Source organism: Nocardia sp. A7, from assembly GCF_046549215.1.
Classification (GTDB): Bacteria; Actinomycetota; Actinomycetes; order Mycobacteriales; family Mycobacteriaceae; genus Nocardia.
On sequence record NZ_JAJPWE010000008.1, the window covers coordinates 81,412 to 105,251 of the forward strand.

27 protein-coding genes are annotated in these 23,840 nt (G+C 67.4%); 15 read left to right on the top strand and 12 right to left on the bottom strand.

Features of this window, described 5'->3' with window-relative positions; all coding sequences use genetic code 11:
- Positions 1-14: 14 nt before the first annotated feature.
- The 3 genes from ACLJPD_RS31445 to ACLJPD_RS31455 all read right to left on the bottom strand — a co-directional run bounded on the left by ACLJPD_RS31445 (position 15) and on the right by ACLJPD_RS31455 (position 3,757).
- Positions 15-590 (bottom strand): TerD family protein, encoded by a 576-nt coding sequence (locus ACLJPD_RS31445; protein WP_410877038.1) that lies wholly within the window; start codon positions 588-590, stop codon positions 15-17.
- 82 nt (positions 591-672) lie between these two features.
- Complete coding sequence (locus ACLJPD_RS31450) at positions 673-2,679, bottom strand: hypothetical protein (RefSeq protein ID WP_410877040.1); 2,007 nt, start codon at positions 2,677-2,679, stop codon at positions 673-675.
- 37 nt (positions 2,680-2,716) lie between these two features.
- Positions 2,717-3,757, bottom strand: a complete 1,041-nt coding sequence (locus ACLJPD_RS31455) for an acetyl-CoA carboxylase biotin carboxylase subunit family protein (RefSeq protein WP_410877042.1) — start codon at positions 3,755-3,757, stop codon at positions 2,717-2,719.
- 395 nt (positions 3,758-4,152) lie between these two features.
- On the opposite strand from ACLJPD_RS31455, the gene ACLJPD_RS31460 reads away from it, so the two are divergent.
- The 3 genes from ACLJPD_RS31460 (at position 4,153) to ACLJPD_RS31470 (ending at position 5,539) form a co-directional block, all read left to right on the top strand.
- On the top strand, positions 4,153-4,431 hold the full coding sequence (locus tag ACLJPD_RS31460; protein ID WP_410877044.1) for a hypothetical protein: 279 nt from the start codon (positions 4,153-4,155) through the stop codon (positions 4,429-4,431).
- Between the two features lie 51 nt (positions 4,432-4,482).
- Entirely contained in the window at positions 4,483-5,064 is a 582-nt protein-coding gene (locus ACLJPD_RS31465) for a TerD family protein (RefSeq protein WP_410877046.1), read from the top strand.
- A 145-nt stretch (positions 5,065-5,209) separates the two neighbouring features.
- On the top strand, positions 5,210-5,539 hold the full coding sequence (locus ACLJPD_RS31470; protein WP_410877047.1) for a hypothetical protein: 330 nt from the start codon (positions 5,210-5,212) through the stop codon (positions 5,537-5,539).
- Positions 5,540-5,550: 11 nt separating this feature from the next.
- On the opposite strand, the gene ACLJPD_RS31475 is transcribed toward ACLJPD_RS31470, so the two are convergent.
- A complete protein-coding gene (locus tag ACLJPD_RS31475; RefSeq protein ID WP_410877049.1) occupies positions 5,551-6,588 on the bottom strand; it encodes a beta-ketoacyl-ACP synthase 3 in 1,038 nt (345 codons plus the stop codon).
- An 89-nt stretch (positions 6,589-6,677) separates the two neighbouring features.
- Between ACLJPD_RS31475 and ACLJPD_RS31480 the strand changes: the two genes are divergently transcribed.
- Positions 6,678-7,259, top strand: a complete 582-nt coding sequence (locus tag ACLJPD_RS31480) for a TetR/AcrR family transcriptional regulator (RefSeq protein WP_410877050.1) — start codon at positions 6,678-6,680, stop codon at positions 7,257-7,259.
- Between the two features lie 6 nt (positions 7,260-7,265).
- Here ACLJPD_RS31480 and ACLJPD_RS31485 read toward each other — a convergent pair whose 3' ends face one another.
- Positions 7,266-8,168: an alpha/beta hydrolase fold domain-containing protein gene (locus ACLJPD_RS31485; RefSeq protein WP_410877052.1), complete on the bottom strand. Its 903-nt coding sequence runs from the start codon at positions 8,166-8,168 to the stop codon at positions 7,266-7,268.
- A gap of 100 nt (positions 8,169-8,268) precedes the next feature.
- A complete protein-coding gene (locus ACLJPD_RS31490; RefSeq protein WP_410877053.1) occupies positions 8,269-8,811 on the bottom strand; it encodes a YaeQ family protein in 543 nt (180 codons plus the stop codon).
- A gap of 85 nt (positions 8,812-8,896) precedes the next feature.
- Between ACLJPD_RS31490 and ACLJPD_RS31495 the strand changes: the two genes are divergently transcribed.
- Positions 8,897-9,328, top strand: a complete 432-nt coding sequence (locus ACLJPD_RS31495) for a hypothetical protein (protein ID WP_410877055.1) — start codon at positions 8,897-8,899, stop codon at positions 9,326-9,328.
- Positions 9,329-9,360: 32 nt separating this feature from the next.
- On the opposite strand, the gene ACLJPD_RS31500 is transcribed toward ACLJPD_RS31495, so the two are convergent.
- The 5 genes from ACLJPD_RS31500 to ACLJPD_RS31520 form a co-directional block, all read right to left on the bottom strand.
- Positions 9,361-9,699, bottom strand: a complete 339-nt coding sequence (locus ACLJPD_RS31500) for an MmcQ/YjbR family DNA-binding protein (protein WP_410877057.1) — start codon at positions 9,697-9,699, stop codon at positions 9,361-9,363.
- A gap of 50 nt (positions 9,700-9,749) precedes the next feature.
- Positions 9,750-10,634 carry a metal ABC transporter permease gene (locus ACLJPD_RS31505; protein ID WP_410877059.1) on the bottom strand — a complete coding sequence of 295 codons (885 nt, stop codon included), beginning with the start codon at positions 10,632-10,634 and terminating at the stop codon, positions 9,750-9,752.
- Entirely contained in the window at positions 10,631-11,365 is a 735-nt protein-coding gene (locus ACLJPD_RS31510; RefSeq protein WP_410877061.1) for a metal ABC transporter ATP-binding protein, read from the bottom strand. Before ACLJPD_RS31510 ends, ACLJPD_RS31505 begins: the two co-directional genes overlap by 4 nt.
- Entirely contained in the window at positions 11,362-12,300 is a 939-nt protein-coding gene (locus ACLJPD_RS31515; RefSeq protein WP_410877063.1) for a metal ABC transporter substrate-binding protein, read from the bottom strand. The genes ACLJPD_RS31510 and ACLJPD_RS31515 overlap by 4 nt, the downstream gene beginning before the upstream one ends.
- A gap of 67 nt (positions 12,301-12,367) precedes the next feature.
- Positions 12,368-12,742 (bottom strand): cupin domain-containing protein, encoded by a 375-nt coding sequence (locus tag ACLJPD_RS31520; RefSeq protein WP_410877065.1) that lies wholly within the window; start codon positions 12,740-12,742, stop codon positions 12,368-12,370.
- Between the two features lie 79 nt (positions 12,743-12,821).
- Here ACLJPD_RS31520 and ACLJPD_RS31525 point away from each other — a divergent pair, with 79 nt between their 5' ends.
- Both ACLJPD_RS31525 and ACLJPD_RS31530 read left to right on the top strand, forming a co-directional pair.
- The gene (locus ACLJPD_RS31525; RefSeq protein ID WP_410877066.1) at positions 12,822-13,262 is read left to right on the top strand and encodes a MarR family winged helix-turn-helix transcriptional regulator; all 441 of its coding nucleotides are present in this window, start codon (positions 12,822-12,824) and stop codon (positions 13,260-13,262) included.
- Between the two features lie 212 nt (positions 13,263-13,474).
- Positions 13,475-13,705: a hypothetical protein gene (locus ACLJPD_RS31530; RefSeq protein WP_410877068.1), complete on the top strand. Its 231-nt coding sequence runs from the start codon at positions 13,475-13,477 to the stop codon at positions 13,703-13,705.
- Positions 13,706-13,751: 46 nt separating this feature from the next.
- On the opposite strand, the gene ACLJPD_RS31535 is transcribed toward ACLJPD_RS31530, so the two are convergent.
- Positions 13,752-15,176 carry an amidase gene (locus tag ACLJPD_RS31535; protein WP_410877070.1) on the bottom strand — a complete coding sequence of 475 codons (1,425 nt, stop codon included), beginning with the start codon at positions 15,174-15,176 and terminating at the stop codon, positions 13,752-13,754.
- Positions 15,177-15,276: 100 nt separating this feature from the next.
- Between ACLJPD_RS31535 and ACLJPD_RS31540 the strand changes: the two genes are divergently transcribed.
- The 8 genes from ACLJPD_RS31540 (at position 15,277) to ACLJPD_RS31575 (ending at position 23,732) form a co-directional block, all read left to right on the top strand.
- Positions 15,277-16,554 carry an ATP-grasp domain-containing protein gene (locus ACLJPD_RS31540; RefSeq protein WP_410877072.1) on the top strand — a complete coding sequence of 426 codons (1,278 nt, stop codon included), beginning with the start codon at positions 15,277-15,279 and terminating at the stop codon, positions 16,552-16,554.
- A complete protein-coding gene (locus tag ACLJPD_RS31545) occupies positions 16,551-17,378 on the top strand; it encodes a hypothetical protein (protein ID WP_410877074.1) in 828 nt (275 codons plus the stop codon). Before ACLJPD_RS31540 ends, ACLJPD_RS31545 begins: the two co-directional genes overlap by 4 nt.
- Complete coding sequence (locus tag ACLJPD_RS31550) at positions 17,375-18,415, top strand: PLP-dependent cysteine synthase family protein (RefSeq protein WP_410877076.1); 1,041 nt, start codon at positions 17,375-17,377, stop codon at positions 18,413-18,415. Before ACLJPD_RS31545 ends, ACLJPD_RS31550 begins: the two co-directional genes overlap by 4 nt.
- Positions 18,412-19,743, top strand: coding sequence for an MFS transporter (locus ACLJPD_RS31555; protein WP_410877078.1), 1,332 nt, complete (start codon positions 18,412-18,414; stop codon positions 19,741-19,743). Before ACLJPD_RS31550 ends, ACLJPD_RS31555 begins: the two co-directional genes overlap by 4 nt.
- Positions 19,744-19,748: 5 nt before the next feature.
- Positions 19,749-20,696 carry a hypothetical protein gene (locus tag ACLJPD_RS31560; RefSeq protein ID WP_410877079.1) on the top strand — a complete coding sequence of 316 codons (948 nt, stop codon included), beginning with the start codon at positions 19,749-19,751 and terminating at the stop codon, positions 20,694-20,696.
- A complete protein-coding gene (locus ACLJPD_RS31565; protein ID WP_410877081.1) occupies positions 20,693-21,598 on the top strand; it encodes an ABC transporter ATP-binding protein in 906 nt (301 codons plus the stop codon). Before ACLJPD_RS31560 ends, ACLJPD_RS31565 begins: the two co-directional genes overlap by 4 nt.
- Complete coding sequence (locus tag ACLJPD_RS31570) at positions 21,595-22,683, top strand: FecCD family ABC transporter permease (RefSeq protein ID WP_410877082.1); 1,089 nt, start codon at positions 21,595-21,597, stop codon at positions 22,681-22,683. Before ACLJPD_RS31565 ends, ACLJPD_RS31570 begins: the two co-directional genes overlap by 4 nt.
- 71 nt (positions 22,684-22,754) lie before the next feature.
- Positions 22,755-23,732: an ABC transporter substrate-binding protein gene (locus ACLJPD_RS31575; protein WP_410877083.1), complete on the top strand. Its 978-nt coding sequence runs from the start codon at positions 22,755-22,757 to the stop codon at positions 23,730-23,732.
- The last annotated feature ends 108 nt before the right edge of the window (positions 23,733-23,840 follow it).

The following is a 23,840-nucleotide window of genomic DNA, read 5'->3' on the forward strand; positions in this document are numbered from 1 at the left end:
CCGGCACTATCGGATCAGAGGCTGACGCCGAAATCGCGGGCGATGCCCTCCAGGCCGGAGGAGTAGCCCTGGCCCGTGGCGCGGAACTTCCACTCGGCCCCGTTGCGGTAGAGCTCACCGAAGACCATGGCGGTCTCGGTGGACGCGTCCTCGGAGAGGTCGTAGCGCGCCAGTTCCTCACCGTTGCTGCGGTCGAGCACGCGGATGTAGGCGTTGCGCACCTGGCCGAAGGACTGGCTGCGGGCGGCCGCGTCGTAGATCGAGACCGGGAACACGATGGAGTCGATGGTCGCCGGGGTGTTGGCCAGGTCGACGTTGATCGTCTCGTCGTCGCCGTCGCCCGCACCGGTGGTGTTGTCGCCCGCGTGCTCGATGGCGCCCTCGGGCGACTTCAGGTTGTTGAAGAAGACGAAGTGTCCGCTCGACACCACCTTCTTGTCGGCGCCGAGGCCGATGGCGCTGGCATCGAGGTCGAAGTCCGTGCCGGTGGTGGTCCGCAGATCCCAGCCGAGGCCGACCGCGACGGCGGTGAGGTTCGGCGCCGCCTTGGTCAGTGAGACATTGCCACCCTTGGACAAGCTGACACCCATATCGAGTACTCCCGTACATCATCGCGGCACACAGCGCACCGTCGCCCCCACCCTAACGCTCGACTCTGAACGTTTGCTGTGATCAATCCTGTTCGGCCGCACCCGCTTCCACGGGCATCCGATCGGCGCCCCAACTCCGGTGGAGGTAGCCGATCACCCGGTCCAGTTCCGCGCGCTCGACAGCGGCCAGTTCGCCCGGCTCGAGCGGATCGAAATGGAAGATGTAGAGGCGCGAGGCGAATTGCTCGAAGGGCAGCGAAGCCTCGCCGAAACGCTCACCGTGCCCGGCGGTTCCGACGACCACCCCGTCGCCCCAGTCCTGGCCGCTGTCGTTGTTCGGATTGTAGAAATACACCCGCATCACTTCCTGCGGGTCGAGACTGACCCGCAGGACCGTGATCGCGTGCCAGCCGACGAAGCGGGCCGCGCTGTCGGTGACGGCGATACCGGCGGGCTGCGGGTGGATCACGGGCTGGTTGCCGTTGTAGAAGGGGTGGTAGCCGGCGTAGAAGTGGCGCAGGAATTCGTCGAGGTCGGTCAGGTGGCCGGTGGCCACATCGACATTGATCCGGAAGCCGCGCCCGGACCACCAGCCGTGGAACTCCGGGTTGATCCAGCGGTGTGGATCGCCTTCGCGGCCGATGCAGCTGCGTCCCATCTCGGCGTAGATCCGGTCCAGGTGCGGAACCACCAGCAGCGAGACCGGGTCCAGATCGAGTTGCAGCGCAGCCGGTTGCCCGTCTGCAGTCTCTCGCGAGGAGATCGGCTGACCCTCGAAGTGCATGACGATCTCGTCGTCGCGCGCGGCCCAGACCACCGTTTGCAGCAGATAGTCGGGGTCGTTGTACGCCCACATCGACAACGCCCGCGCCGACTGGCAGGTGGGATTGTCGCCCTGCCCGATCCCGAGCGGCAGACCGAGCACCGACAGCAACCCGGACAACAACCACGCCCGCGGATCCGGCGTCGGCCCGAACACCTGGGTCAGCCGCTGACACGAGTGCGGCGAAAGTCGCAGCGCCAGTTGACGCCACAGCGCGGGCGCCACCGGCGGCTGATAGAGAATGCCGCGCTCCAGCATGAGGGTGAGTCCGTAGACGCACTGCGCCGTTTCGACATGGACGGCATGCTCGACGAGGTTGCGCACCAGCTCGTGATAGCAGAGCAGGCTGTCGCGGCCGGTGCTCGACAGGCCCATCGCCTCGCCGAGCAGGTAGTCGCCCTTGGTGAGCAGAAAGCGCAGCAGCACAGCGTGATACGGCGAGACCAACCCGGTGTCGTGCATGGACCGCGCGAATCCTGTTGCCTCGTACTGCAATGCGCTGTCGTCCATCGATTCCAGCCGCGCACGGTAGATCTCGACGCCCGGATCTTCCCGGCAGCCCTCGGTGGTGCCGTAGAGACTGCTGATCAGCCGGTCGGCGCCGAGACCACTGGCGCCCAGATCCACATCGGGATTCGCCCGCGCGACGGCGATCTGGGTGATCATCCGCTTCACCCCATCGACCTGGATGGGCCGCTGCCGCAGGATGCGCCAGATCTCGTCGACCAGGTTCTCCAGCACCTTCTCGTACCCGACCTCGGCGACGAGGTAGTGCAGCAGCTCCCGCGAGACCTGCGCCATCCGCCCCTGCTGTTCGCGTTCGGCCTCGCTGGGCGGGGAGAACAGCAGCGACAGATTCACCGCGAGTACTTGCGAGAGATGATCGTGGGCCTGGTCGGTCGAGATCAGCGCGTGCTGGTAGTCGCCCTTGGCGACCGCGAGCAGCCGCAGATTACTCACCGCCTCCAACACCATGGTGTCGGCATTGGGGCTGCGCAACGAGCCCGTGCTCAGCGCCGGGATGAGGATCTGCGGCTGCGCCCAGTCCGTGCCGAGGAACAGGCCCGCGGTCTCCAGCTTCTCGGCGCGGCCACGGACCGCGGCGCAACCGCCGGGCAGCAGCAGCACCCGCCGCAGGGCGTCCATGACCCTGGGCAGTTTGACCTGCTTACCGAAGTCGCCCGCGTCCGCGAGGGACTGCGTGGCCTGGTCCAACGTCGCCAGGCGCCGGGCCGAGCTCGCCGGGTCGTTGCCATCCGGACTCAATCGCCGATCCCTTCGCATCCCGTTGCCTGGCAACGGATCAAATGTAGAAGTCGAGCTCTTCTTGTCGCTTCAACAGATCCCGCAGAGTGTACGGGTCTTCGCCGAAGAAATAGAGCAGACCCCAGTGATTACCGAACGCGGTCCGCTTGGTGACCATTTCGGCCAGTGGTGCGGTGAGCTCGTGTGAGTCGAAGTAATCGTGGTCCTCGGTCTCGGCCGGCACCGACAATCGACTGACCACGCGTCGACGTGGATACACGCCGAAGCACCCCGCGTGACCGGTGGCATCCACCACTTCCTTCGGGAAGAAAGCGTCGATTTCCTCGTCGGTGGTCTTCGGGTCGAAGGCCAGCACCAGCGCGTGGTAGGCGTTGAAGCCGTAGGTGCGTTCCAGCAGCTCGAACACCTTGAAGCCCGGTGGCCGGTAGGCGACCTCGCCGAAATACATCTCACCGTCGCTGGTGACGAAGTACTCGGGATGAATGAAGCCGAAGTCGATGTCGAAGGTCTTGATCAGCTTTTCGACCTGCCGAGTGATCTCTGGACGATACTTCTCCAGCTCCGGCGTGGCGGGCACGAACACCGAGTATCCGAGCGTCACGTACTCCGAGATGTTCAGGAAGCAGATGCGCCCGTTGTGGACCCAGGCCTCGACCGCGAACTCCCAGCCGTCCAGATGCGATTCCATCAGCATCGGGAACTCGTCGTCGGGGATCGCGTCCACCTCGTCGGGGGTCCGGATGATCCGATGACCGAGGCAGCCCGCCTTGTCGAACGCCTTGAGGTGAATCGGATCGTTGGGATCACCGTCGAGTTTCAGCAGCGTTTGATTGACGCGCTTGAGGAATCGGATCACGTCGTCGCGTTCGTGCGCCTCTTCGAAGATGCCGACCCGGATACCGCCGAGCTGCGCGCGCCGCTTCATCAACGATTTATCGCGTAAAAGCATGGACTGGCCGAGCAGGCGAGGATTGTCGAGCAGGACCGAATTGATCGCACCCGCCCATTCCACCGTCTCCTCGAAGATCGGAATGGCGACGTCGACACCCTTGGCCTTCAGTGTCTCCGCGATCTCCATCGAACGATCGTTGAGCCGCTCGAAATCCCAGGGGATATAGGGAATGTTGTGCTCTGTGCAATATTCTTGCGCCCATTCCGGCGCGACCACGATATAGCGGCGATCGAACCGATCAACCGCCTCGACTGCGTTCAAACTCCAGCCGAGCAGAGCTACGTAACCTTTATTCGGGTTTCGACTTTTCGATTCGCCAGCTGAGATCGACAAACCTAATCCCTTCTCGAACTCCACAGCCCGGGCTCCGGTATCCGGGAAGAATCCCGGCAGGGCTGCTCATCTGTCTGGAATACCCCGGCCACTGCGGGGACAACCATGACGAAGCTGTGACGCCGGGCGCCGACGACCGAGCGCGGGCTCAGCCGACACCCACCCCGCAGCCCGACTACGCTCATGGAATGCCAGGTCCCGAGACGAATCCGTCGCCGCGCAACGGTGTCGGCCTCGCGGCGTTGGTGCTCGGCATCATCGCCTGCGCGGTCTCGTTCATCCCCGTCGTCAGCGAGTTCGTCGCCGCCCCCGCCGGCATCGGCGCCGTGGCGGCGGCGTTCGTCGGCTGGGACCGGATCGAGAACGGCGTGGCCACCAACCGCGCCGACACCATCGCGGGCGGGATCCTGGGCGCGATCGCGCTGGCGGTGACCGCGCTCGTCTACCTCGCCACCCATTCCGGGTGAGGCGCGAATTCTCGCTCTGCACGGCACGAGCGAAGTCCGTAGCCTGAAATCGTGATTACTCTCAAGAAGGAAGACGGCGCAGCCGATCTCGCCGGTATCACCAAGATGAGCGTGGGGGTGAGCTGGGATCCGTCGGCGGGTTCCAGCGGTGGAATTCTCGGAATGGCCCGCCGCAAGCGCGGTGTCGACCTCGACCTGATCGCCGTGCTGTTCCAAGGCGGTGAACCGGTGCGGTTCGCCGGCCTGGATTCGCTCGACCCGCTCGGCAACGGCTCGGTGCTGCACACCGGCGACGAGCAGACCGGCGCGGCCGTTGGCGACGACGAGACCGTGCACGTCACCTTCACGAATGTGCCCCCCGCGATCGACTCCATCGTCTTCATCGCCGTCGCGTTCAAGAAGGGTTCCTCCTTCGAGAAGGCGAACAACGTCTCGTTCAAGATCTACGACGCCACCGGTGGCGACACCCAGCCCGTCGCCGACATCTGGCCGTCACTGCTCGGCGCGGAGAACGCGAACGCGATCGCGCGGACCTTCCGCAACGGCCCGGTGTGGCAGCTCGAGGTCCTCGACCGCAAGGGCAAGATCAAGCAGGGCGATCGTCAGGCGTTGCTGCGCTTCGCGATCGGCTGACACCGCGGCGGCAGGGCCCGGCGCGTGCTGCGCCGGGCTCCGCCACGGCGACCTCCGCTTTCGCCCATTTGCGACATCAGCGAAGTTCGTCAAGACCACGCGATTTCGGTGTTCCCTGAATAGTTGCTGCGCTACGGTTTTCCGCATGGACGACATCGAGTTGGATTTGCCGAGCGTCACCACTTCCCACAACGCCGGACGAATTCTGGAAGTCGGCGCGGTCGGCCTGCGCAACCCACTGCCCGTCGACGGAGAGCAGACCCACGCCTACGTCTGCTGCGTCGACGGCACCACCCTGCAGCTCCCCGATTCGCTGCAGAACTGGGCCATGCAGACCCTCGCCGCGAACTTCGACCTACGCGCGACCGGCCTACCCTCCCTCTTCCCCTGCCGCTTCGAATTCGGTATTCGCGACGGCGCGGCCTACGCGGTACCGGTCACCGAGCGCTCGCTGCGTGCGAAGGCGAACGCGTGACGACCTGACGACTAGGCGATCGGTGGCAGGTGCACCACCTGGCCCGCATAGGCCAGACCGGCGCCGAAGCCGAGCAGTAGTGCGGTGTCGCCAGGGTTGGCGGCACCGGAGCGGACGAGCTGTTCCATGGCCATCGGGATCGATGCGGCGCTGGTGTTGCCGGTTTCGATGATGTCGCGGGCCACGGCGACCTTCTCAGGAAGGGCGAGGGTACGGATCAGGGCGTCGGTGATGCGGATATTGGCCTGATGGGGGACGAACGCGTCGAGGTCCGCGGCCGAGAGGCCCGCGAGGTCGAGCGCTTCCCGGCAGGCCTTCTCCAAAAATGTTACGGCCCAACGGAATACCTCGGTGCCGTTCATCCGGATGTACGGGCGCTGCGAAGTGCCGCCGCTGGCCTCCGCCGCGGCGACTTCGGCGAAGTACTCCGCGAAGTCCTTGTCCTGTTTGATCGCCGAGGTGCGACTGCCGTCGGAGCCCCATGCCACCGGCCCGATCCCCTCCTGTTCCGCCGCGCCCACGACCACCGCGCCCGCGCCGTCGGCGAAGATGAACGCGCAGCCACGATCGGTGGTGTCGAGCAGATCCGACAGCCGCTCCACCCCGATCACCAGCACGTGGCGTGCCTGCCCCGAGCGCACCAGATTCGCCGCATCGGCCAGGGCATAGCAGAAGCCCGCGCAACCCGCGGAGATGTCGAAGGCGGCGGTGTCGTGCATGCCGAGTTCGGTGGCCACCACCGCGCCCGCAGACGGACCGAGCACCATCTGCGACGACGTCGCCAGCACCACGGCGTCCACCTGGTCGGCACCGAGCCCGGCCGCCTTCAGCGCACCCTTGGCGGCCGCCACGCTCATCGAGACGATCGTCTCGTCGGGCTCGGCCCAGTGCCGGGCGGCGATCCCGGAACGGGTCCTGATCCACTCGTCCGAGGACTCGATCGCCTCGACGATCTCGGAGTTGGGCACAACGCGGCGCGGGCGGTATACACCGAGACCACAGATCCCCGCGTGGGTGACCGGAACCGCGGTGGCAATGGGGGTGGGCATGGCATCCTCTCCATATGAACCGATCGGTTCAGGTAGGAACAGGTCTAACATGAACCGATCGGTTCAATCAAGGGGTAGGAGAAGATCGGATGGCCGCCGGACCACGCGCCCGACTCATCGAGCACACGATCAGCACCGTCCAGGAACACGGCGTCCACGCGTCCACGCTCAGCGAGTTGCTCGAGCGCAGCAACACTTCGCGCAACTCGCTGTATCAGCACTTCCCTTCCGGCAAAGGCGAATTGGTGCAGACGGCCGCGCGGATCGTGACCCGCCTGGTGTACTCGCATGTGAGCGCGATGGCCGACTCCCTGCAGACCGCGCCCTCGGCGCAGCAGTGGCTCACCGACCTGCTCGCCTTCTGGCGGATCCCGCTGGAAAAGTCCGATTTCGCCGCGGGCTCGTTCATGATGGCGGCCGCGCTCGACGAACTAGACCCCGCCGTCCAGTCCATCGCGGGTCAGGCCTTCGCCGAATGGACCGCTCGGCTGGCCGACGGGATCGTCGCCGCCGGGATCGAACGTTCGACCGCGGTGTCGCTGGCCGGGTTCCTGCTCACCACCATCGAGGGCACCATCGTTCACAGCCGCGCGCTCAAGTCCGCCCACCCGTTCGATCAGGCGGTCACGCAGCTGACGATCCTGTTCAATGTGCACCTGTCCGAGCGCTAGGTCTGCTCACGAAATGCTGTGCGCCGCATCGAGTTCGGTGCGCAGCGTGGTGATGATCCGGCGGCGGGCCTGTGCGCCCTCCGCGCTGGGAGTCAGCGGATAGACGTGCACGAGCCCGGGTTCCTCGTGATAGTCGAGGTCGACCTCGGCCTTGCGCATCTTCGCCGCCAGCAGGCGGGCGTCGGGGTTGAGGATGTCGTCGGTGCCGGTGAACACGGTGGTCGGACCCAGCCCGGCGAAGTCGCCGAACAGCGGGCTGACCAGGGGGTCTTTCATCGAAAGTTCGCCGCTCCACAGCCTGCCGTACACCAGGCCACCGTCGCGACCCAGCCACGGGTCGCGTGGGAGGACGAGGTCGATCTCCGGGTTCTCGAGGGTGAGATCGAGGGCTGGCGAGATCAGGATCGTGCGGGCGACGACATGCCCCGCGTCGCGCAGGTGCAGGGCAGCCGACAGCGCGATCTGACCGCCCGCGGAGTCGCCGGCGAGGAAGGTCGGGCCGTAGCGCTCGTCGGCTGCCGTCACCAGTTCGGCGATGCGGGGAATCACCTCGGCCGCGGTGCCGAAGGGAATCAGCGGATAGATCGGGACCGTCACGACGAGGTGGGTCTGCGCGGCGATGCGGGCCGCGAGTTGCCAATGTTGCGAAGCGATTTCGCCCACCCAGCCACCACCGTGCGCGTACACGAGACCGCCGCGCGAGATCCCGTCCGACGGCGTCAGCGTGTAGATCGGCCACCCGCGATCGTGTACCACCGAGATCTCGACACCGCGGAGCTTGCTCGGTGGACCATAGGCGACGGGCCGCAGCGCGCGCTCGCGCACATACGCTGTCGCGCGCTCGGCGTCGAGGTAGTTCCGGTTGCGCCGGGTGACCCGCAGGACTCCCGGAATCACGAATCGACTCATCCCACCGGGCACCGCGACCTCCACTCGACAACGACACCGGCACAGTAGAAGCGCTCGGGTCGAGCGTCGCCGGTGGACGCCAAGTTACTCCGTGCCCGCGTCAGCCGAGGGGTTGCTCGGTGATATCGGTGCGCAGGCTGGTGCCGTTGAGGTCCAGATAGAGCACCCCTTCGGTGACCGAGAGGGTGGCGGTATTGCGACGATCGACCAACCCCGCCGCTTCAGCGATGAACTCCCGATCGAAACTGAACAGCGGAATCCGCGCAGCATTGTGAATCTTCTTGCCCGCGTACTGCGCGAGCACCTTCGCCGGATCCCGATGGGTGTAAACCACCGCCCGACCAGCCAGTTTGCTCCCCCGATGAATCCGGTCCGCGTCCGGCGCCCCCACCTCGATCCACGCGGTGGTCCGCCCCGTCATATCCCGCACCTGCACCGCGGGCTCATCGGTAGCCGAGATCCCACCGTCACTGAACACGATCCCCTCCTCGTACTGCAAGCAGTAGGCAAGGATCCGGGTGATCATGTATTCCGGTGTTTCCGAAGGATGCCGAGCCACCCGCAACTCGAGATCCTCGTACACCCCCCGATCCACATCGGCGAGCTGAACGGCGAAATTGTGCAGTGTTGCGCTGAGTGCCATAGGAGTTGCGAGCCTACCGGGCCGTAACATCGATCACTCGCGCGCACCGGTTGCACTTACCGGTCCGGACCGCCAGCATCTCATCATGAGAATTACTCACGTTTCGGCTCTGGCCGCTGTTTTCCTGGCTCTCGGCACGGCAACGGCTGCGGCAGAACCGAATCCGGCCGACTCACCCCGCCAGGCCATCGCCCGCGCGTACCTCGACGCCCTTGTCTCCCACGACGCGAGCGCGGTCCCCTTCGCTCCCGACGCCACCCGTGTCGAGGTCGGTGTCCAAACCGGCTACTCGGGCCCCCAGCTGGCCGCCGACCTGGAGAACGGCCTTCAGTACCGCGTGATCCAAGGGATCCGCGACCTCACCATGTCCGAATCCGGCGACACCGTCACCACCCGTTACTTCCTCGACACCGGAGTGGCTCACATCCGCCTGACCACCGTGGAGATCATCGAAACCTTCGTCATCCCGGTGGACTCCATCCAAACGATCGAGGCCACGATCATCCCGGTGCTGTAATCGATCGCGCGGCCCGGTGGGCTGTCATGCGCTCACTGGTCCGCATCCAGTAGGTCCCGCGGTGCGGCCTGGCGCCAGGAGTCGGTGATGATGGCTGCCAGCTCCTCGCGGTCGTCGAGGGCGGCCAACCGGACCCGCACCCAGGCATTGCCCGCCTCGTGCGCAGCGATCCAGAACTTGGCGGGCTCGGCCAGCACCAGCTCATCGCGCTCGACGATCGGGCAGCGCACCGCCATCGAGGTCTCTTCCTCCGGCAGGGTGAGGAACAGCTTGCCCGCGACCTCGAAAATCGGCATGCCCCAGGCGAATTGCTCTGCGGTCTGCGGTAGTGCGAGCACGTAGGCGCGGACGTCATCCCCGGTGACATTCATGTGCTACATCCTGGCAGCAGCTACCGACAGGAACGGGATCCGCCGGAGCACTAGTCGACGGCCCCGAGAGTGGCGACTGTCTTTCGGGTGCGGGAAGCCGTGATCCGGCGGCCGATCACGCCGTGGCGGGGGGCGAAGAGGTAGACGAAGGTGAAGGCGACGCCCTGGGTGACGACGACCATGCCGCCGGCGGCGGTGTCGAGGTGGTAGCTGATGTAGAGGCCGGTGACCGCGCAGACCACCGAGACGGTGGGGGCGATGACAAGCATGCGGGAGAAACGGTCGGTGAGCAGGTAGGCGGTGGCGCCGGGGATGATCAGCATGGCCACCACCAGGACTACGCCGACGGCTTGCAGGGCCACGACCGAGGTCAGGGCCAGCAGGGCAAGCAGCGCGGTACCGAGGACGCGGGGGTTGAGGCCGATCGCGTGGGCGTGAGTGGCGTCGAAGGCGTAGACGGTGAAGTCACGGCGTTTGAGGATCAGGGCGACCAGGACGATGGCGGCCAGGATCATGATCTGGATCATCTCGCCGCGGCTCACGCCGAGCAGGTTGCCGAAAACGATGTGGTTCAAGTCGGTTTGGCTCGGCGTCACCGACACCAGGACCAAACCGAACGCGAACAAAGTGGTGAACACGATGCCGATCGCGGCGTCTTCTTTCACGCGGCTCGTATCGCGAACGATCCCGATCAACGCGACGGCGAGGAACCCGAAGATCACCGCGCCGACGGCGAACGGCCAGCCGACGATGTAGGCAAGCACCACCCCGGGCAGCACCGCATGCGACACCGCGTCGCCCATCAGTGACCAGCCGATCAGCACCAACCAGCACGACAGCACCGCGCACACCACCGCCGCCGTGACCGTGGTGGCCAGCGCGCGCACCATGAATTCGTAGCGCAGCGGGTCGACGAACAATTCCTCGAGGCTCATCGCTCTCCGTCCGTATCCAGACCGAAAGCCTTGGCCAGGTTCTCCGGTCGCAAGACCACAGCGGGGTCGCCGTGTTCGAGCACCCGACGATTCAAAAGCACTGCCTCATCGGCTAATTGGGGTAGCGCGTGCAGATCATGGGTGGAGACCAGGATGGTGGCCCCGTCGGCGGCGAGCTCACGCAACAGCGCGGTGATGGTCGCCTCGGAAGGCTTGTCGACACCGGCGAACGGCTCGTCGAGCAGCAGGATCGTGGCCTCCTGGGCGATGCCGCGGGCCACGAACGTGCGCTTCTTCTGACCACCCGACAGCCTGCCGATCTGCCGGTCGGCCAGCTCGGTGAGGTCGACGCGGGCCAGCGCCGCGTCGACGGCGGCGCGATCGGCCTTGCTCGCCCGACGGGTGAATCCCATTTTCCCGTAGCGCCCGGTCATCACCACATCGCGCACCGACAGCGGGAAACTCCAGTCCACATCCTCGGATTGCGGCACATAACCGAGGCTGCCCGCCTTGCGCGCGGCGGCGGGGGCGCGACCGTTGATCAGCACCCGGCCGCGGTCGGGCGTGACCAGGCCCATCACGGTCTTGAACAGCGTCGATTTGCCCGAGCCGTTCATGCCGATCAGCCCGCAGACCCGGCCGGATTTCAAGGTCAGTTCGACGTTGTCGAGAGCGAGCACGTCACCGTAACGGACTGTCACGTCCTGGATTTCGACAACAGGCGCGGTCATTTCGAGACTCCGGCGAGTGCGGTCGCGATGATCTTCGCGTCGTGGCGGATCAGGTCCAGGTAGGTCGGGACCGGCCCGTCGGCTTCGGAGAGCGAGTCGACATAGAGCACGCCACCGAACCGCGCACCGGACGCCTCGACCACCCGCTGCATCGGCGCGTCCGACACCGTCGATTCACAGAACACGGCGGGCACACCACGCTGGCGGACGAAGTCGATGGTCGAGCCGATCTGCTGCGGGGTGGCCTGCTGTTCGGCATTCACCGGCCAGATGTACTTCTCGGTCAGCCCCGCATCGCGAGCGAGGTAGGAGAACGCGCCCTCGCAGGTCACCAGGGCGCGCTGGTCGGCGGGCAGCGTGTTCACCGCGGCGACGAGGTCGTCGCGCACGGCGGCGAGCTGGGTCTTGTAGGTGTCACCGTTGGCGCGGTAGGCGTCGGCGTGCTCGGGGTCGAGATCGGTGAACGCGCGGACCATGTTGTCGACGTAGATCTGCGCGTTCACCGGCGACATCCAGGCGTGCGGATTGGGCTTGCCCCGGTAGGCGTCCTCGCCGATATCGATCGGCGCCACCCCCTCGCTGACCACCGCGTGCGGCACATCGAGATCGGCGACGAACTGGTTGAACCAGGCCTCGAGATTGAGCCCGTTGTCCAGGATCAGGTCAGCCTTGGCCGCCTTCTTGATGTCCCCCGGCGTCGGCTCGTAACCATGGATCTCAGCCCCCACCTTCGTAATCGATTCCACCCTCAGGAGCCCGCCTGCCACATTCCGCGCCATGTCCGCGAGCACGGTGAAGGTGGTCAGAACCACCTTTTTCCCGTCGTCATCGGAGGTGATCCCACCGCAGGCAGTGAGCGCGAACACCATGACACTCAGAACACCTGCCGCGAGCACCCGGCGTCGCACCGTCGAACGGTAGAACCCAACCCTCATTCCGGAATTATATTGTTCGGGTACCCGAACTTTCAAGTTCTGGTCTAGAAACAGTCCCGAAGACTGTTCACGATGCCCAGGGCGGGGTGAAGGTGGAGCCGTCGGGCAGTTCCGCCGTGAAGCCCACGCGCACGGTCACCAGCAGGGTGGCCGACTCGTCGGTCGAGTTCGTGAGGGCGATCAGCGAGCCCGCGGGCGCCACGGCCGCGTCGCCCGGTCTCATCGGCGCGGACTCACCGTCGATCGTCATGGTCACCGCGCCCGACAGCAGGACGAAGGCCTCCTCGCCCAGGATGCGATGCGGCACCCCGACCGACCCTGCCCGCACCTCGGTCTGCCAGACACACAGTTCGACACTTCCGGTGCCGGGACGGACGAGCGAGGTGAAGCGGGCGTTGTGCACCTCGTGCACCTGCGCTTGCGAACCAGGAATTACCGGCATTCGAACCTCCATAAGGTCAATCAACTTGTCTATATGGTCAAGTGGATTGACTATTGTGTCAAGTGCCAGAATGACTGTCGTGCCCGCGAACGCAGACCTCCCCCTCCTACTGCTCGCGGCAGCGGCCGAGGTGACCCAGGCGGTGCACACCGGAGTCGCCGCGGCGGGGTTCACCGATATCCGCCCGACGCACGGGTTCGCCTTCGTGCGCATGGCACCCGACGGCGCGACGATCGGGGAGCTCGCCGAACACCTCGGCGTCACCAAACAGGCGGCCAGCCAGCTCGTCGACGAGCTGGTCACCAAGGGCTACGCCGACCGCAATCCACACCCGCGCGACGCGCGCGCCCGCCTGGTCACCCTCACCGACCGCGGCTGGGCGTGCACGCGGGCCGCCGACGCCGCGCTGGCCGAGTTCACCCTGAACTGGTCGGATACCCTCGGCACCACCACGCTCGATCAGGTCAGCAGGGCCCTCGGTCGGGTCGTCACCCCAGGGCGAGTCCGCCCGAGCTGGTGAACTGTCACCACTTCCGTAACCAAACGGTGCGATCCGACGATTTCATATCGGGTACCCAATAATCCGAAGAATTGGATTTTCAAAACCTGCGCGGTGGCACGGCGAGCGGCATACTCTCGGATCGAGCGGTGACGCGCCACCGCAGCGCCCGGGCCGACGGCCCTGGTCGCGCTCCTCGTCATACCACCGTTCGCCCCGATCTCGGAGAGTCAATGTCAGTCCTGGCCATCGTTTCCACTACCGATACCGTCACCCGGCACAAGTACGAGCGGCTGCAGTACACCGGTTCGGCCGGTGTCGTCGCCTCGCTCGAGGACACACGCCTCGTCGATCGCTGGCGCGCCGAATACCCCGGCTGGGACGGTGAGCACTGGGCGTTCGACGCGGGCACCGACAGCCCGGGACGACTGCGCCCGATCAATGTCGCGGTACGCAACAACTGATCAGCGCGGTGTCGAAGGCCTGATCAGCATGGTGCACACCGCCTGATCAGGCTGCTCCCGCGGCAGCGGCCCGATCGACGATGCGCGGGAACGGGCTCGCCGCTTCCAGCTGGTAGGCCAGATCGAGCAGGGTCCGCTCGTCACCCCGGCGGGCGGCGAGCTGGATCGAACCGGGCAGACCGCTCGGCAGCAGCCCGTGCGGCAGCGAAATGCCCGGTCCCCCACCGACATTGTTGAGCGGGGTGAAGCCGACATAGTCGGTGAGTTTGCGGAACAGCGCGTCGAACGGCTGCCCTGGCGCGAGCTCGCCGATGCGCGGCGCCGGATGCGACAGCACCGGCGTGAGCAGCGCGTCGACGTCGGTGAAATGCCTGTCGTAGGCCGCGACTCCCCCGCGTAACCGCCACGTGGACGCGACCACACCGAGCGGATTGCGTTTGGCGAGGCCGATCAGGCCGGTGGTGAACGGGTCGAGTTTGCGCGGATCGAAATACCCGCGGTGCCCCAGCCGGAACGAAAGCGCCATCGCCGCGGCCATCACCGCCCAGTACTGCTTGAAGTCCTCGACGAAGCGCGGGTCCACGTCCAGTCGCATCTCGACGATCTCGTGGCCGAGGCCTTCGAGCACCTTCGCCGCGGACGCCAGGACGAGGCCGTTGTCGGCATGCACGGTCCTGCCGAGGACATCGGCGGTGATCAGGCCGATCCGCAACCGACGCGCACTCGGCCCCTCGACCAGCCCGACCGGCGCGAGCTTCGGATTCGCCTCGAACAGTTCGACGGCCGCCAGGTAGTGCGCGGTGTCACGGACCGAGCGGGTGAGCACTCCCTCGGAAACCAGGTTGACCGGCAGGCTGCGGACACCGGGCTGGTCGAGCAACCGGTTGCGCGTGGTCTTCAGTCCGACGAGTCCGTTGGCCGCGGCTGGGATGCGGATCGACCCGCCCCCGTCATTGGCATGCGCGATCGGCACCACCCCGGCCGCCACCAGCGCCGCCGACCCACCCGAGGACGCACCCGCCGAGTACTCCGTATTCCACGGATTCCGGGTCGGCGCGCGATGAGTGAATTCGGTGCTGGCGGTGAGTCCGAACTCCGGCAGCGTCGACTTGCCGAGCACGATCACGCCCGAATGCAGGAACTGCGCGCCGGGGCCGCTGGTCACCGTGGCCGGGCGCGGGGTGAACGCGGCCGAGCCGTGACAGCTGGGCAGACCGGCGATATCGGTGTTGTCCTTGACGAACGCGGGCACGCCCGCGAACACACCCGCGGTTTCCGGCGTCGACGCGGCGCGCTCGAAACACGTCATCTGCACGGCGTCCAGGCTCGGGTCCACTCGCCGAGTCCTGGCGATCGCGGCCTCGATCACCTCCGACCGGCTCACCTCCCCCGCGCGCAACGCCGCGGCGACACCGACCGCGTCCAGCGTCCCGAGGGCATCATCGGCGAATCCGTGCACGGCAGAGCTCATGTCCGCAGCGTAATCGGAGCCGGCGGCCCTTCGCAGCAGTAACGAACCTGCTCGCCGCTCGACTATCGCAAATCTATTGGTAATGGTTATCATTAGCATCTTGCTCGAGGTTGGAGGACATGTGGGACACCTGCTGATGGTGGAGAGCTGGGTCGGTTCGATGAGCACCCTGCTCCCGGCGGGAATCAAGAACAGCGGATACGAATTCAGCCTGCTGACCCGAGATCTCGGGCACTACCTGCGGCCAGGGACACCCGTCCCCCACCCGCTGCTCGGTGCGGTCAACGTGTTCACCGCCGAGACCAACGACGAGTCGGCCCTGTTGCCCTACGTGCGAAAACTGCACGAGGTCTTCGGTTTCGACGGGGTACTCACCTCGTGCGACTACTACCTGCCGACCGTCGCCGCGATCGCCGCCGATCTCGGCTTGCCCGGCCCCGGCCGGTCCGCGGTGGCCGATGCCTGCGACAAATATCGGACCCGGCTGATCTGCGGTGCCGCCGGTGTCGCGGGCCCCGCCTTCGCCGTAGCGCAGGAATGGGACGAGATCATCGGCGCCGCAGCCGAACTCGGCTATCCCGTGGTCGTGAAGCCGGTCGACCTGTGCGGCGGGATGTTCGTCCGCCGGGTCGACAACGATGTCGAGCTGCGAGCCGCGGTGGCCGCCATCGCCGGATTCCCGGTCAACGCCAGAGGCCAACGCCGATCACCACGCATCCTGCTCGAAGAATGCCTGGACGGACCGGAATTCAGCGTGGAGACGGTCACCGTCGCCGGCTCGACGACGGTGATCGGGGTGACCGACAAACGGATCACCGGCGCCCCCTCCTTCATCGAGTCGGGCCACATGTTCCCCGCCGCCCTCGGGCCCGCCGATACCACCGCCGTGGCCGACCTGGCAGTCGCGGCGATCACCGCGCTCGGTCTCGACGCGACCGTCGCGCACACCGAGGTCAAACTCGGCGCGCGAGGTCCACGCCTGATCGAGGTGAACCCCCGCCCCGCGGGCAATCGCATCACCGAACTGGTGCGACGGGTCACCGGGATCGACCTCACCGCCGTGCACGCCGACGCGGTGGCGGGCGGAAAGCCCGATGTCACACCACGCGACACCGGCATCGTCAGCGCGGCCGTCGCCTTCGCCGTACCTACCGACACCGGCCTGCTGACCGGGGTGGACGGCGCGCAGGACTGGGCGACGGACCCCCGGATCGTGGAGCGAAAACTGGCGACTGCCGGCACCGAGGTGCGCCCCGCCACCGACAACAACACCTACCTCGGCCACGTGATGGTTGTGGATGAAACAGCCGGCACCACCGGCGATCTGGCGCAACAGCTGATCGCCGGCCTGCGCTTCGAACTCAGTGACCCGCGATGATCGAATCCGCCCTACGGCCCACCTCGGTCGCCGAGCTCACCACGTGGGCACGGCGCGGCCGCCTCGGACCGGAGCCGACGACCCTGCGTGCTTCGACGGCGTTCCTCACCACCTACGGCACCCGGCATGCCGGACGGCACCGCAGCTACCGCAACGAGGTGCTCAGCATCCGGGTCGGCGCGGCCGTCGGCTCCTGTGGACTCGAACCCGACACGGCCAGTGGCGATCTGGTCGACGACTGTGTCGCGGCGACGATGGCCGAGTTGCTCGAGCATCCCGTGCCCGCGGTCCGGATCGCCGCGCTCGACGCCTATCTGATGCATGTCCGTCCGCATCCGCACGCGGGTGGGGTGAACGGTGAGCCGGTAGTGATCGACGGGCCGACCTCGCTGACGAAATCACGCCACCGAGCGAGCGCGGTCATCGACCTGCTGCCCGCGGGCGTGTCCCGGGTGCTGGTGGTCGGTGTGGTCGGTTCGCTGCTCGCCGAATTGCGGGCGCGCGCCATCGCGTATCTGCCGTGCGACCTCGCGGGTGGCGTCACCGAATGGGGTGAGCCGGTCTTCGAATCGGTTGCCGACGCGCCGTCGGACTACGACGCGTTGCTGGTCACCGGAATGTCGCTGGGTAACGAGACATTCGATGAATTCCGTGGCGTGGCGAAGCTGCGCGGCCTGCCGCTGGTGCTGTTCGCCCAGACCGGCAGCGCGGTGTTGCCCTGGTTCCTCGGCGCCGGCGTGCACGCGATCTCGGCCGAGCCCTACCCGTTCTTCTCCCTCGACGGCGGGCCGAGCACCATCCTCACCTACCGAGAGCTGTCATGACTCCACCACAACCCGCGCTCCTGCAGTTGATCGGCGGTACGCCTACTGTTCCGATCCCGGCCGGAAAAGGCTGGTACACGGCCAAACTCGAAGCGGCGAGCATCGCGGGCATGAAAGCCCGTGCGGGGGTGTCGATGTTGCGCGCCGCGTCGGCGAGAGGCGAGCTCACACCCGGGGCGACGGTCATCGAATCCACTAGCGGCACTCTGGGATTGGGGCTGGCGCTGGCGTGTAAGGCGCTGGGCCATCCGGTGTTGCTGGTGGTCGACGACGAGCTCGAACCCGATCTGCGCGCGTTGTTCTCGGCCTTTCAGATCCCCCTCGATGTCGTCACCGCACCACACCCGACGGGCGGCTGGCAGCAGGCCAGGCTGGATCGGCTGGCCGAATTGCTCGCCGTCACCCCCGGTGCGTACTGGCCCGACCAGTACGACAACCCCGACAACGCGGGCGGCTATCAGGCGATGGGCGAGGAAATCCTCGCCCAGGTGGACTCGGTCGACGTGCTGGTCGCCTCGATCGGTTCCGGTGGACACTGTGCCGGACTCGCCCGGGTCCTGCGAACACGGTGGCCACGCCTGCGGGTGATCGGGGTCGACGCCGTCGGCTCCCGGATCTTCGGCCAGCCCGACCGCCGCCGACTCATGCGTGGCCTCGGCAGCAGCATCCTGCCTCGCAATGTCGCCTACGCCGACTTCGACGAGGTGCACTGGGTCGACGCGCCCGAGGCGGTCGCGTCGTGTCGTCGACTCGCGGCGTCCACCGGCATCGCGGGCGGCTGGAGCACCGGCGCCGCCGCCATGGTCGCGGGCTGGGTGGCCGAGCGCGAACCCGACACCCGAGTACTGACCGTGTTCCCCGACGGACCACACCGCTACCTGGGCACCATCTACAACGACGACTGGTGCCGCGCGAACGACCTCTTCCGCACCACCGCCACCGAACCCACCACGATCGCCACTTCCGACAGCGCCGAGGTAGTCGGCTGGGGACGATGTTCGCTCGTCCGCGACCCCGCGGCCGAGGTCAGTGCATGACTCGCGCTACCGTCGACACCTTCCGCGCGCTGCCCGGGGCAGTGCGGCTGCTGCTGGTGAATCACCTTGTCGGCCACATCGGCTTCTATCTGCTCGTGCCGTTCCTGGCCGACTACCTCCTCGATGACCTCGCACTGTCGGCGGCGGTTGTCGGGATCGTGCTCGGCGTGCGCAACCTCAGCCAGCAGGGTCTTTTCCTCGTCGGCGGTTCGGCGGCCGACCGGCTCGGTGCGCGCGGTGTGATCATGGTCGGCCTCGCGATCAGGGCGCTCGGCTTCGCGCTGTTCGCCGTCGGCGGTTCGTTGCCGGTGGTGCTGGCGGCCTCGGTGCTCACCGGTTTCGCCGGAGCACTGTTCAATCCGGCGGTCCGCGCGTTCATCGCCAGAGACAGCGGTGCGCATTCGGCGCAGGCCTTCGCGCTGTTCAACGTCTTCGGCAATGCGGGCTCGGCGATCGGGCCGGTACTCGGCACGGTGCTGATAGCCGCGGGATTCCGGATATCCGCCCTGGTCGCGGCGGCGATCTTCGCGGTGCTCGCGGTGGTGCAATGGCTGCTGCTGCCCGCGCGACCGGTGCCCGCACACGAGGGCGGGGTCGGTGCCGACTTCGCGACGGTCTTCACCGATCGCCGGTTCTGGGCGTTCACCCTCGCCCTGATGCCGATGTTCGCCCTGCAGAGCCAGATCTACTTCCTGTTCACCCTGCAAGCGCAGGACAGTGCCGGGCCCGGACACGGCGCCGCGGCGGTGGCCGCGTTGTTCGTGGTCGAGACGATCGCCGTGGTGGCACTACAGGTCCGGGTCACCACCGTGCTGGCACGCCGAGCAGAGCGCGGGCCCGCGATGGCGCTCGGAATGGCGATCATGGGTGCCGCTTTTCTGCTGCCCCCGGCCCTCGCGGGCATCGTCGCAGTCGAGGGAAACAGTGTGGCGGGCACGGCGATCCGGGTCGCCCCCGTGGTCGCGGCCGCGGTGCTGCTGGCGATCGGCGTGACCGCGGTGCAACCCTTCGTCAACGAGGCGATCGGTCGCTTCGCCGGAAACCGGCTGACCGGAACCTATTTCGGCGCGTTCTATCTGGCATCCGGCCTGTTCACGGTCGTCGCCACCTCGATCACCGGCGCAGTCCTCGACCACACCGGCGGCCCGATGAGCTGGCCGCCCGCGCTGCTGTGCGCCACGGCCGGTCTGCTGTCGGCCCTCGCGCTGTTGCGGCTACACCGCCGAAACCTGCTGCCCGGCCCCGAAGCGGTCCCGGCCGAACTCGCGCCGCAGGTACAGCGACCCACCACGGTCGCGGACAACGGCACTCCCAGCGAAAGGCGATGACTCCCATGACGATCGACCTCGCCACGCCGGGGATCGGTGTCGGCCGTGCCTACGGTAGCTGCGGCGAACTGCTGCAGGGCGTCACCGAACAGGATCGACATTTCCTGGTCACGCTGCCCATCCGGCGTGGCACGGTGGCGGTTTTCGAGCCGGGTGGCGACCGCATAGACGTGGTGCCGGCGGGCAAATCGAAGGCAGCGCGTCTCGCGAGCGCGATGGTCGGCAGATCAAGCGTGCTGAGTGGCGGGCGGCTCACCCTGCACAGCGAACTACCCGAAGGCAAGGGGCTGGCCAGCTCCACCGCCGATCTCGTCGCTACTGCCCGCGCGGTCGCCGACGCCGAGGGCCGTTCGGTGCCCGTCGCGGAACTCGAAGCCGACCTGCGCGCTATCGAACCGTCCGACGGCGTCATGTATCCGGGCACCGTCGCCTACTTCCATCGGGAGGTGCGGCTGCTCGCCCGGCTCGGCACCCTCCCGGCACTGACGATCGTCACCGGTGACGAGGGCGGCTCGGTCGATACCGTCGAATTCAACCGGGGCGAACCCGGTTTCGGCCCGGCAGACAAGCGCGAATTCGACAGGCTGCTCGGCCGACTCGGCCCGGCGATCACCCACGGCGATGTCACCGCGATCGGCGCGGTGGCCACCCGCAGTGCTGTGTTGAGCGCGGCATCGCGTGACCGGCCGCATCTGGACGCGGTCATCCGGGCGGCGCACGCCATCGGCGCGGCCGGAGTGGTCGTCGCCCACAGCGGCACGACCACCGGCATCCTGCTCGCCGACAACGATCCGCGGCTGCGCGAGCAAGTCCTCGCCGCGCACGAGATCTGCGCCACCTTCGCCTGCTCGGTCTCGGTGCACCACTCGTGGCGGCCCGGCGTGCGACGCGTTTCCGCCATCGACCACACGCATCCGTTGCCGATTCCCCGAACAGAGAGCTCGCCACGATGATCACCGTCGACCAGATCCACTTCACCTACGACGGCCGAATCACCCTCGACGACATCAGCTTTCACGTCGCACCCGGCAGCACACTCGGGCTGATCGGCCCCAACGGCTCGGGCAAGTCCACGCTGCTACGGCTGATGTATCGGGCCCTGCGCCCGGCGGGCGGATCCGTGGTCATCGATACGACGCCGGTGCAGCGGTTGCGCGGGCGCGAACTAGCGAGCCGCCTTGCCGTCGTCGCGCAGGAAGCGCCCCCGGACACCCCGGTCACCGTCGCCGAGACGGTGCTGCTCGGCAGATCGCCGTGGGTCGGTGCGTTCCAAGGGTATTCGCGCGCCGACCGGATCGCCGCCGCGGCCGCGCTCGAGCACGTCGGGGCGCGGGCACTGGCCGAGCGCCGTTTCGCGACGCTGTCCGGCGGCGAACGCCAGCGCGTCCTGATCGCCAGAGCACTCGCCCAGCAGGCCGACCACCTCCTCCTCGACGAACCGACCAACCACCTCGACATCCGCTACCAACACGAACTGCTCACCCTGGTCCGCAGTCTCACCGCGACCACCACCGTCGTGGTGCTGCACGAACTGAACCTGGCGGCCCGCTACTGCGACCGCCTCGTCCTGCTCGACCAGGGCCGCGTCGCCGCCGCCGGAACCGTCGCCGAGGTACTCACCCCGCAGATCCTCGAGCCCGTCTACCAGATCCCCGTCCGCCGAACCTCCGCCTTCGGCGCCGTCCAACTCCTCTTCGGCCCAGCCACCGAGCCAGGCCCTCTGGCCACGGGCGAGGCAACGGGGCGCCGACACAACGACGACCTCACGGACAACACCACCGCGCCGACACCCGTCATGTCCGCCCCAACCCCCGGTTCGACCACGGCCGATATGAGAGAGGCGGCCACTCGATGACCGCGATCCTGGTGGCCGATCCGGCCATCGACGACCTCGACCATGCCCGGCACCGAGGCCGAATCCTGCTGCTGACCACGGGGCTGACCGTCGCGCTGGCCCTCACGCTGGTGGTCGCGGCCGGGCTCGGTCCCGTCGCCGTTCCGCCGGGCACGGTGGCCCGAATCATCGGCCACCATGTCTTCGGTCACCCGGTAGCCGTCGACTGGAGCGCCGCGCAGGATTCCATCGTCTGGCTCGTGCGGGTGCCGCGCGTGCTGCTCGGCGCGCTCGTCGGCGCCGCACTGGCGATCACCGGTGCGGTCCTGCAGACCATCGTGCGCAATGTGCTCGCCGACCCCCACATCCTCGGCGTCACCTCGGGAGCGTCGACCGGCGCGGCGGTGTACCTGCTGTTCGGGGTCGCCGCGGCGACCACCGCGACGGCACTCGCGGCGAGCGCGTTCGCCGGCGCGCTCCTCGCCACCGCGCTGCTGTTCGTGATCTCGCGGATCAACGGGCAGCTCACCTCGCTGCGGCTACTGCTCGGCGGGGTCACCATCGGCTACATCTTCTCCGCCGCGACCAGCTTCCTGATCTTCGCCTCCGACCGGCCCGAAGGCGCACGCACCGTGTTGTTCTGGCTGCTCGGGTCGCTCGCGCCGGCCGCCTGGTCCTCGGTGGCGACCACCGTGGCGGTCGTCGCGGTGTCCCTGCTCGCGGTGCTGTTGATGGCGCCGCGGTTGGACGCGCTGGCCGCGGGCGACGACACCGCGCGCACCCTCGGCATCGCCCCGAACCGGATTCGCCTGTGGGCGCTGCTGATCGTGGCACTCGCGGTCGGCGCGGTGGTGGCCGTGGCGGGTGCGATCGGTTTCGTGGGGCTGATCGTGCCGCACGTGGCCCGGCTGTGCACCGGCGGAACCCACCGGCACCTGCTCGTGGTCAGCGCGCTCGTCGGGGCACTGTTCCTGGTCGTCGCCGATGTGGCCGCGCGCACCGTCTTCGCACCCCGCGAACTGCCCATCGGCATCGTTACCGCCGCCGTCGGCGCACCGCTGCTGCTCGTGCTGATCCGCCGCTTCCGTACGGCCGGCGAGTCCTGAGTTTCTCTCTCCACTGTCCCCGGTCACGTCGACCAGCCAACCCCCTCCCTTGATTAGGACTGTCGATCACCATGTTCAACCGTGTCATCTCCGCACGCCGCTCCGCTGTCCCCGTACTCGCCCTGCTCACCAGCGCGATCGTGACCGGTTGCGGCACACCAGCTCCCGCCACCACCGCCGCGGCCAGCGGTTTCCCCCTGACCATCTCGAGTTGCGGCCGTGACGTCACCTTCACCTCGCCACCACAACGGGTCGTCACCGTCGGTTCCATCGCCGCACCGTTGATCGCCGCAGCGGGCGCCGCCGACCGCATCGTCACCCGCACCTTCGAAGCCGCCGCCTTCCCCGGCCAGTACGGTGCGGCGTTGCAGAACATCGAAATCACCGCGCCCACCGCGGAACTCGCTCGCGAGGAGATCATCAGCCGATCCCCCGACCTGGTCGTGAGTGTCGAAGGTCTGTCGGTGACCCCCGACGACCTCGCCCAGGTGAACATCCCGCTGATCGTCACCCGTGGCTACTGCCGCGACGCGGCGGGCACCTTCGACGACGTCTTCGCCGACATCACCCTCTACGGCAAACTCTTCGGCACCGCGAACGCCGCCGATGCCGAGGTCACCACGCTGAAGCAGCGAGTACAGGCCGTGACCGAACGGCACAGCGGCACAACGACTCCCCGGCCCGCCGCCGCGCTGATCCTGTCGCGCGACGGCGCCCAGCTCAAGGCCTACGGCGCCAAGAGCACCGTCCACGAACAGATGAGAATCCTGGGCCTGGGCAATGTCTACGGCCAGATCGACAAGCGCAACTTCGAAGCCAACACCGAAACCCTCATCGCCGCGGACCCCGAGGTGATCATCCTGCTCACCCAGGGCGACCAGACGCCCGACTCGGTGCGCACCGCGCTGCGCCAACGTCCCGAACTGGCCGGACTGCGCGCGATCCGCGACAACCGGATCATCGTGGCACCCTTCGGCTACACCGGGCCGGGTCCGGTAGCCGTCGAGGGCCTGGAGGTCCTCGACCGAGAGTTGGCACAGGTGCGATGACCGCCACCGAACAGCCGCATTGACGGGGTGTTGCTGGCGCGGTGACGGCACACACGGCACTATCGAACTCGTGGAACACCTACGAATCGCCCGACCTTCGGGTGTTGT

Coding starts and splice junctions, on each gene's coding strand:
- ACLJPD_RS31445 (WP_410877038.1), bottom strand. CDS start 590: ATGGGTGTCAGCTTGTCCAAGGGTGGCAATGTCTCACTGACCAAGGCG.
- ACLJPD_RS31455 (WP_410877042.1), bottom strand. CDS start 3,757: ATGGAGATCGCGGAGACACTGAAGGCCAAGGGTGTCGACGTCGCCATT.
- ACLJPD_RS31460 (WP_410877044.1), top strand. CDS start 4,153: ATGCCAGGTCCCGAGACGAATCCGTCGCCGCGCAACGGTGTCGGCCTC.
- ACLJPD_RS31470 (WP_410877047.1), top strand. CDS start 5,210: ATGGACGACATCGAGTTGGATTTGCCGAGCGTCACCACTTCCCACAAC.
- ACLJPD_RS31475 (WP_410877049.1), bottom strand. CDS start 6,588: ATGCCCACCCCCATTGCCACCGCGGTTCCGGTCACCCACGCGGGGATC.
- ACLJPD_RS31480 (WP_410877050.1), top strand. CDS start 6,678: ATGGCCGCCGGACCACGCGCCCGACTCATCGAGCACACGATCAGCACC.
- ACLJPD_RS31485 (WP_410877052.1), bottom strand. CDS start 8,168: ATGAGTCGATTCGTGATTCCGGGAGTCCTGCGGGTCACCCGGCGCAAC.
- ACLJPD_RS31490 (WP_410877053.1), bottom strand. CDS start 8,811: ATGGCACTCAGCGCAACACTGCACAATTTCGCCGTTCAGCTCGCCGAT.
- ACLJPD_RS31495 (WP_410877055.1), top strand. CDS start 8,897: ATGAGAATTACTCACGTTTCGGCTCTGGCCGCTGTTTTCCTGGCTCTC.
- ACLJPD_RS31500 (WP_410877057.1), bottom strand. CDS start 9,699: ATGAATGTCACCGGGGATGACGTCCGCGCCTACGTGCTCGCACTACCG.
- ACLJPD_RS31505 (WP_410877059.1), bottom strand. CDS start 10,634: ATGAGCCTCGAGGAATTGTTCGTCGACCCGCTGCGCTACGAATTCATG.
- ACLJPD_RS31510 (WP_410877061.1), bottom strand. CDS start 11,365: ATGACCGCGCCTGTTGTCGAAATCCAGGACGTGACAGTCCGTTACGGT.
- ACLJPD_RS31515 (WP_410877063.1), bottom strand. CDS start 12,300: ATGAGGGTTGGGTTCTACCGTTCGACGGTGCGACGCCGGGTGCTCGCG.
- ACLJPD_RS31520 (WP_410877065.1), bottom strand. CDS start 12,742: ATGCCGGTAATTCCTGGTTCGCAAGCGCAGGTGCACGAGGTGCACAAC.
- ACLJPD_RS31530 (WP_410877068.1), top strand. CDS start 13,475: ATGTCAGTCCTGGCCATCGTTTCCACTACCGATACCGTCACCCGGCAC.
- ACLJPD_RS31535 (WP_410877070.1), bottom strand. CDS start 15,176: ATGAGCTCTGCCGTGCACGGATTCGCCGATGATGCCCTCGGGACGCTG.
- ACLJPD_RS31545 (WP_410877074.1), top strand. CDS start 16,551: ATGATCGAATCCGCCCTACGGCCCACCTCGGTCGCCGAGCTCACCACG.
- ACLJPD_RS31550 (WP_410877076.1), top strand. CDS start 17,375: ATGACTCCACCACAACCCGCGCTCCTGCAGTTGATCGGCGGTACGCCT.
- ACLJPD_RS31555 (WP_410877078.1), top strand. CDS start 18,412: ATGACTCGCGCTACCGTCGACACCTTCCGCGCGCTGCCCGGGGCAGTG.
- ACLJPD_RS31560 (WP_410877079.1), top strand. CDS start 19,749: ATGACGATCGACCTCGCCACGCCGGGGATCGGTGTCGGCCGTGCCTAC.
- ACLJPD_RS31565 (WP_410877081.1), top strand. CDS start 20,693: ATGATCACCGTCGACCAGATCCACTTCACCTACGACGGCCGAATCACC.
- ACLJPD_RS31570 (WP_410877082.1), top strand. CDS start 21,595: ATGACCGCGATCCTGGTGGCCGATCCGGCCATCGACGACCTCGACCAT.
- ACLJPD_RS31575 (WP_410877083.1), top strand. CDS start 22,755: ATGTTCAACCGTGTCATCTCCGCACGCCGCTCCGCTGTCCCCGTACTC.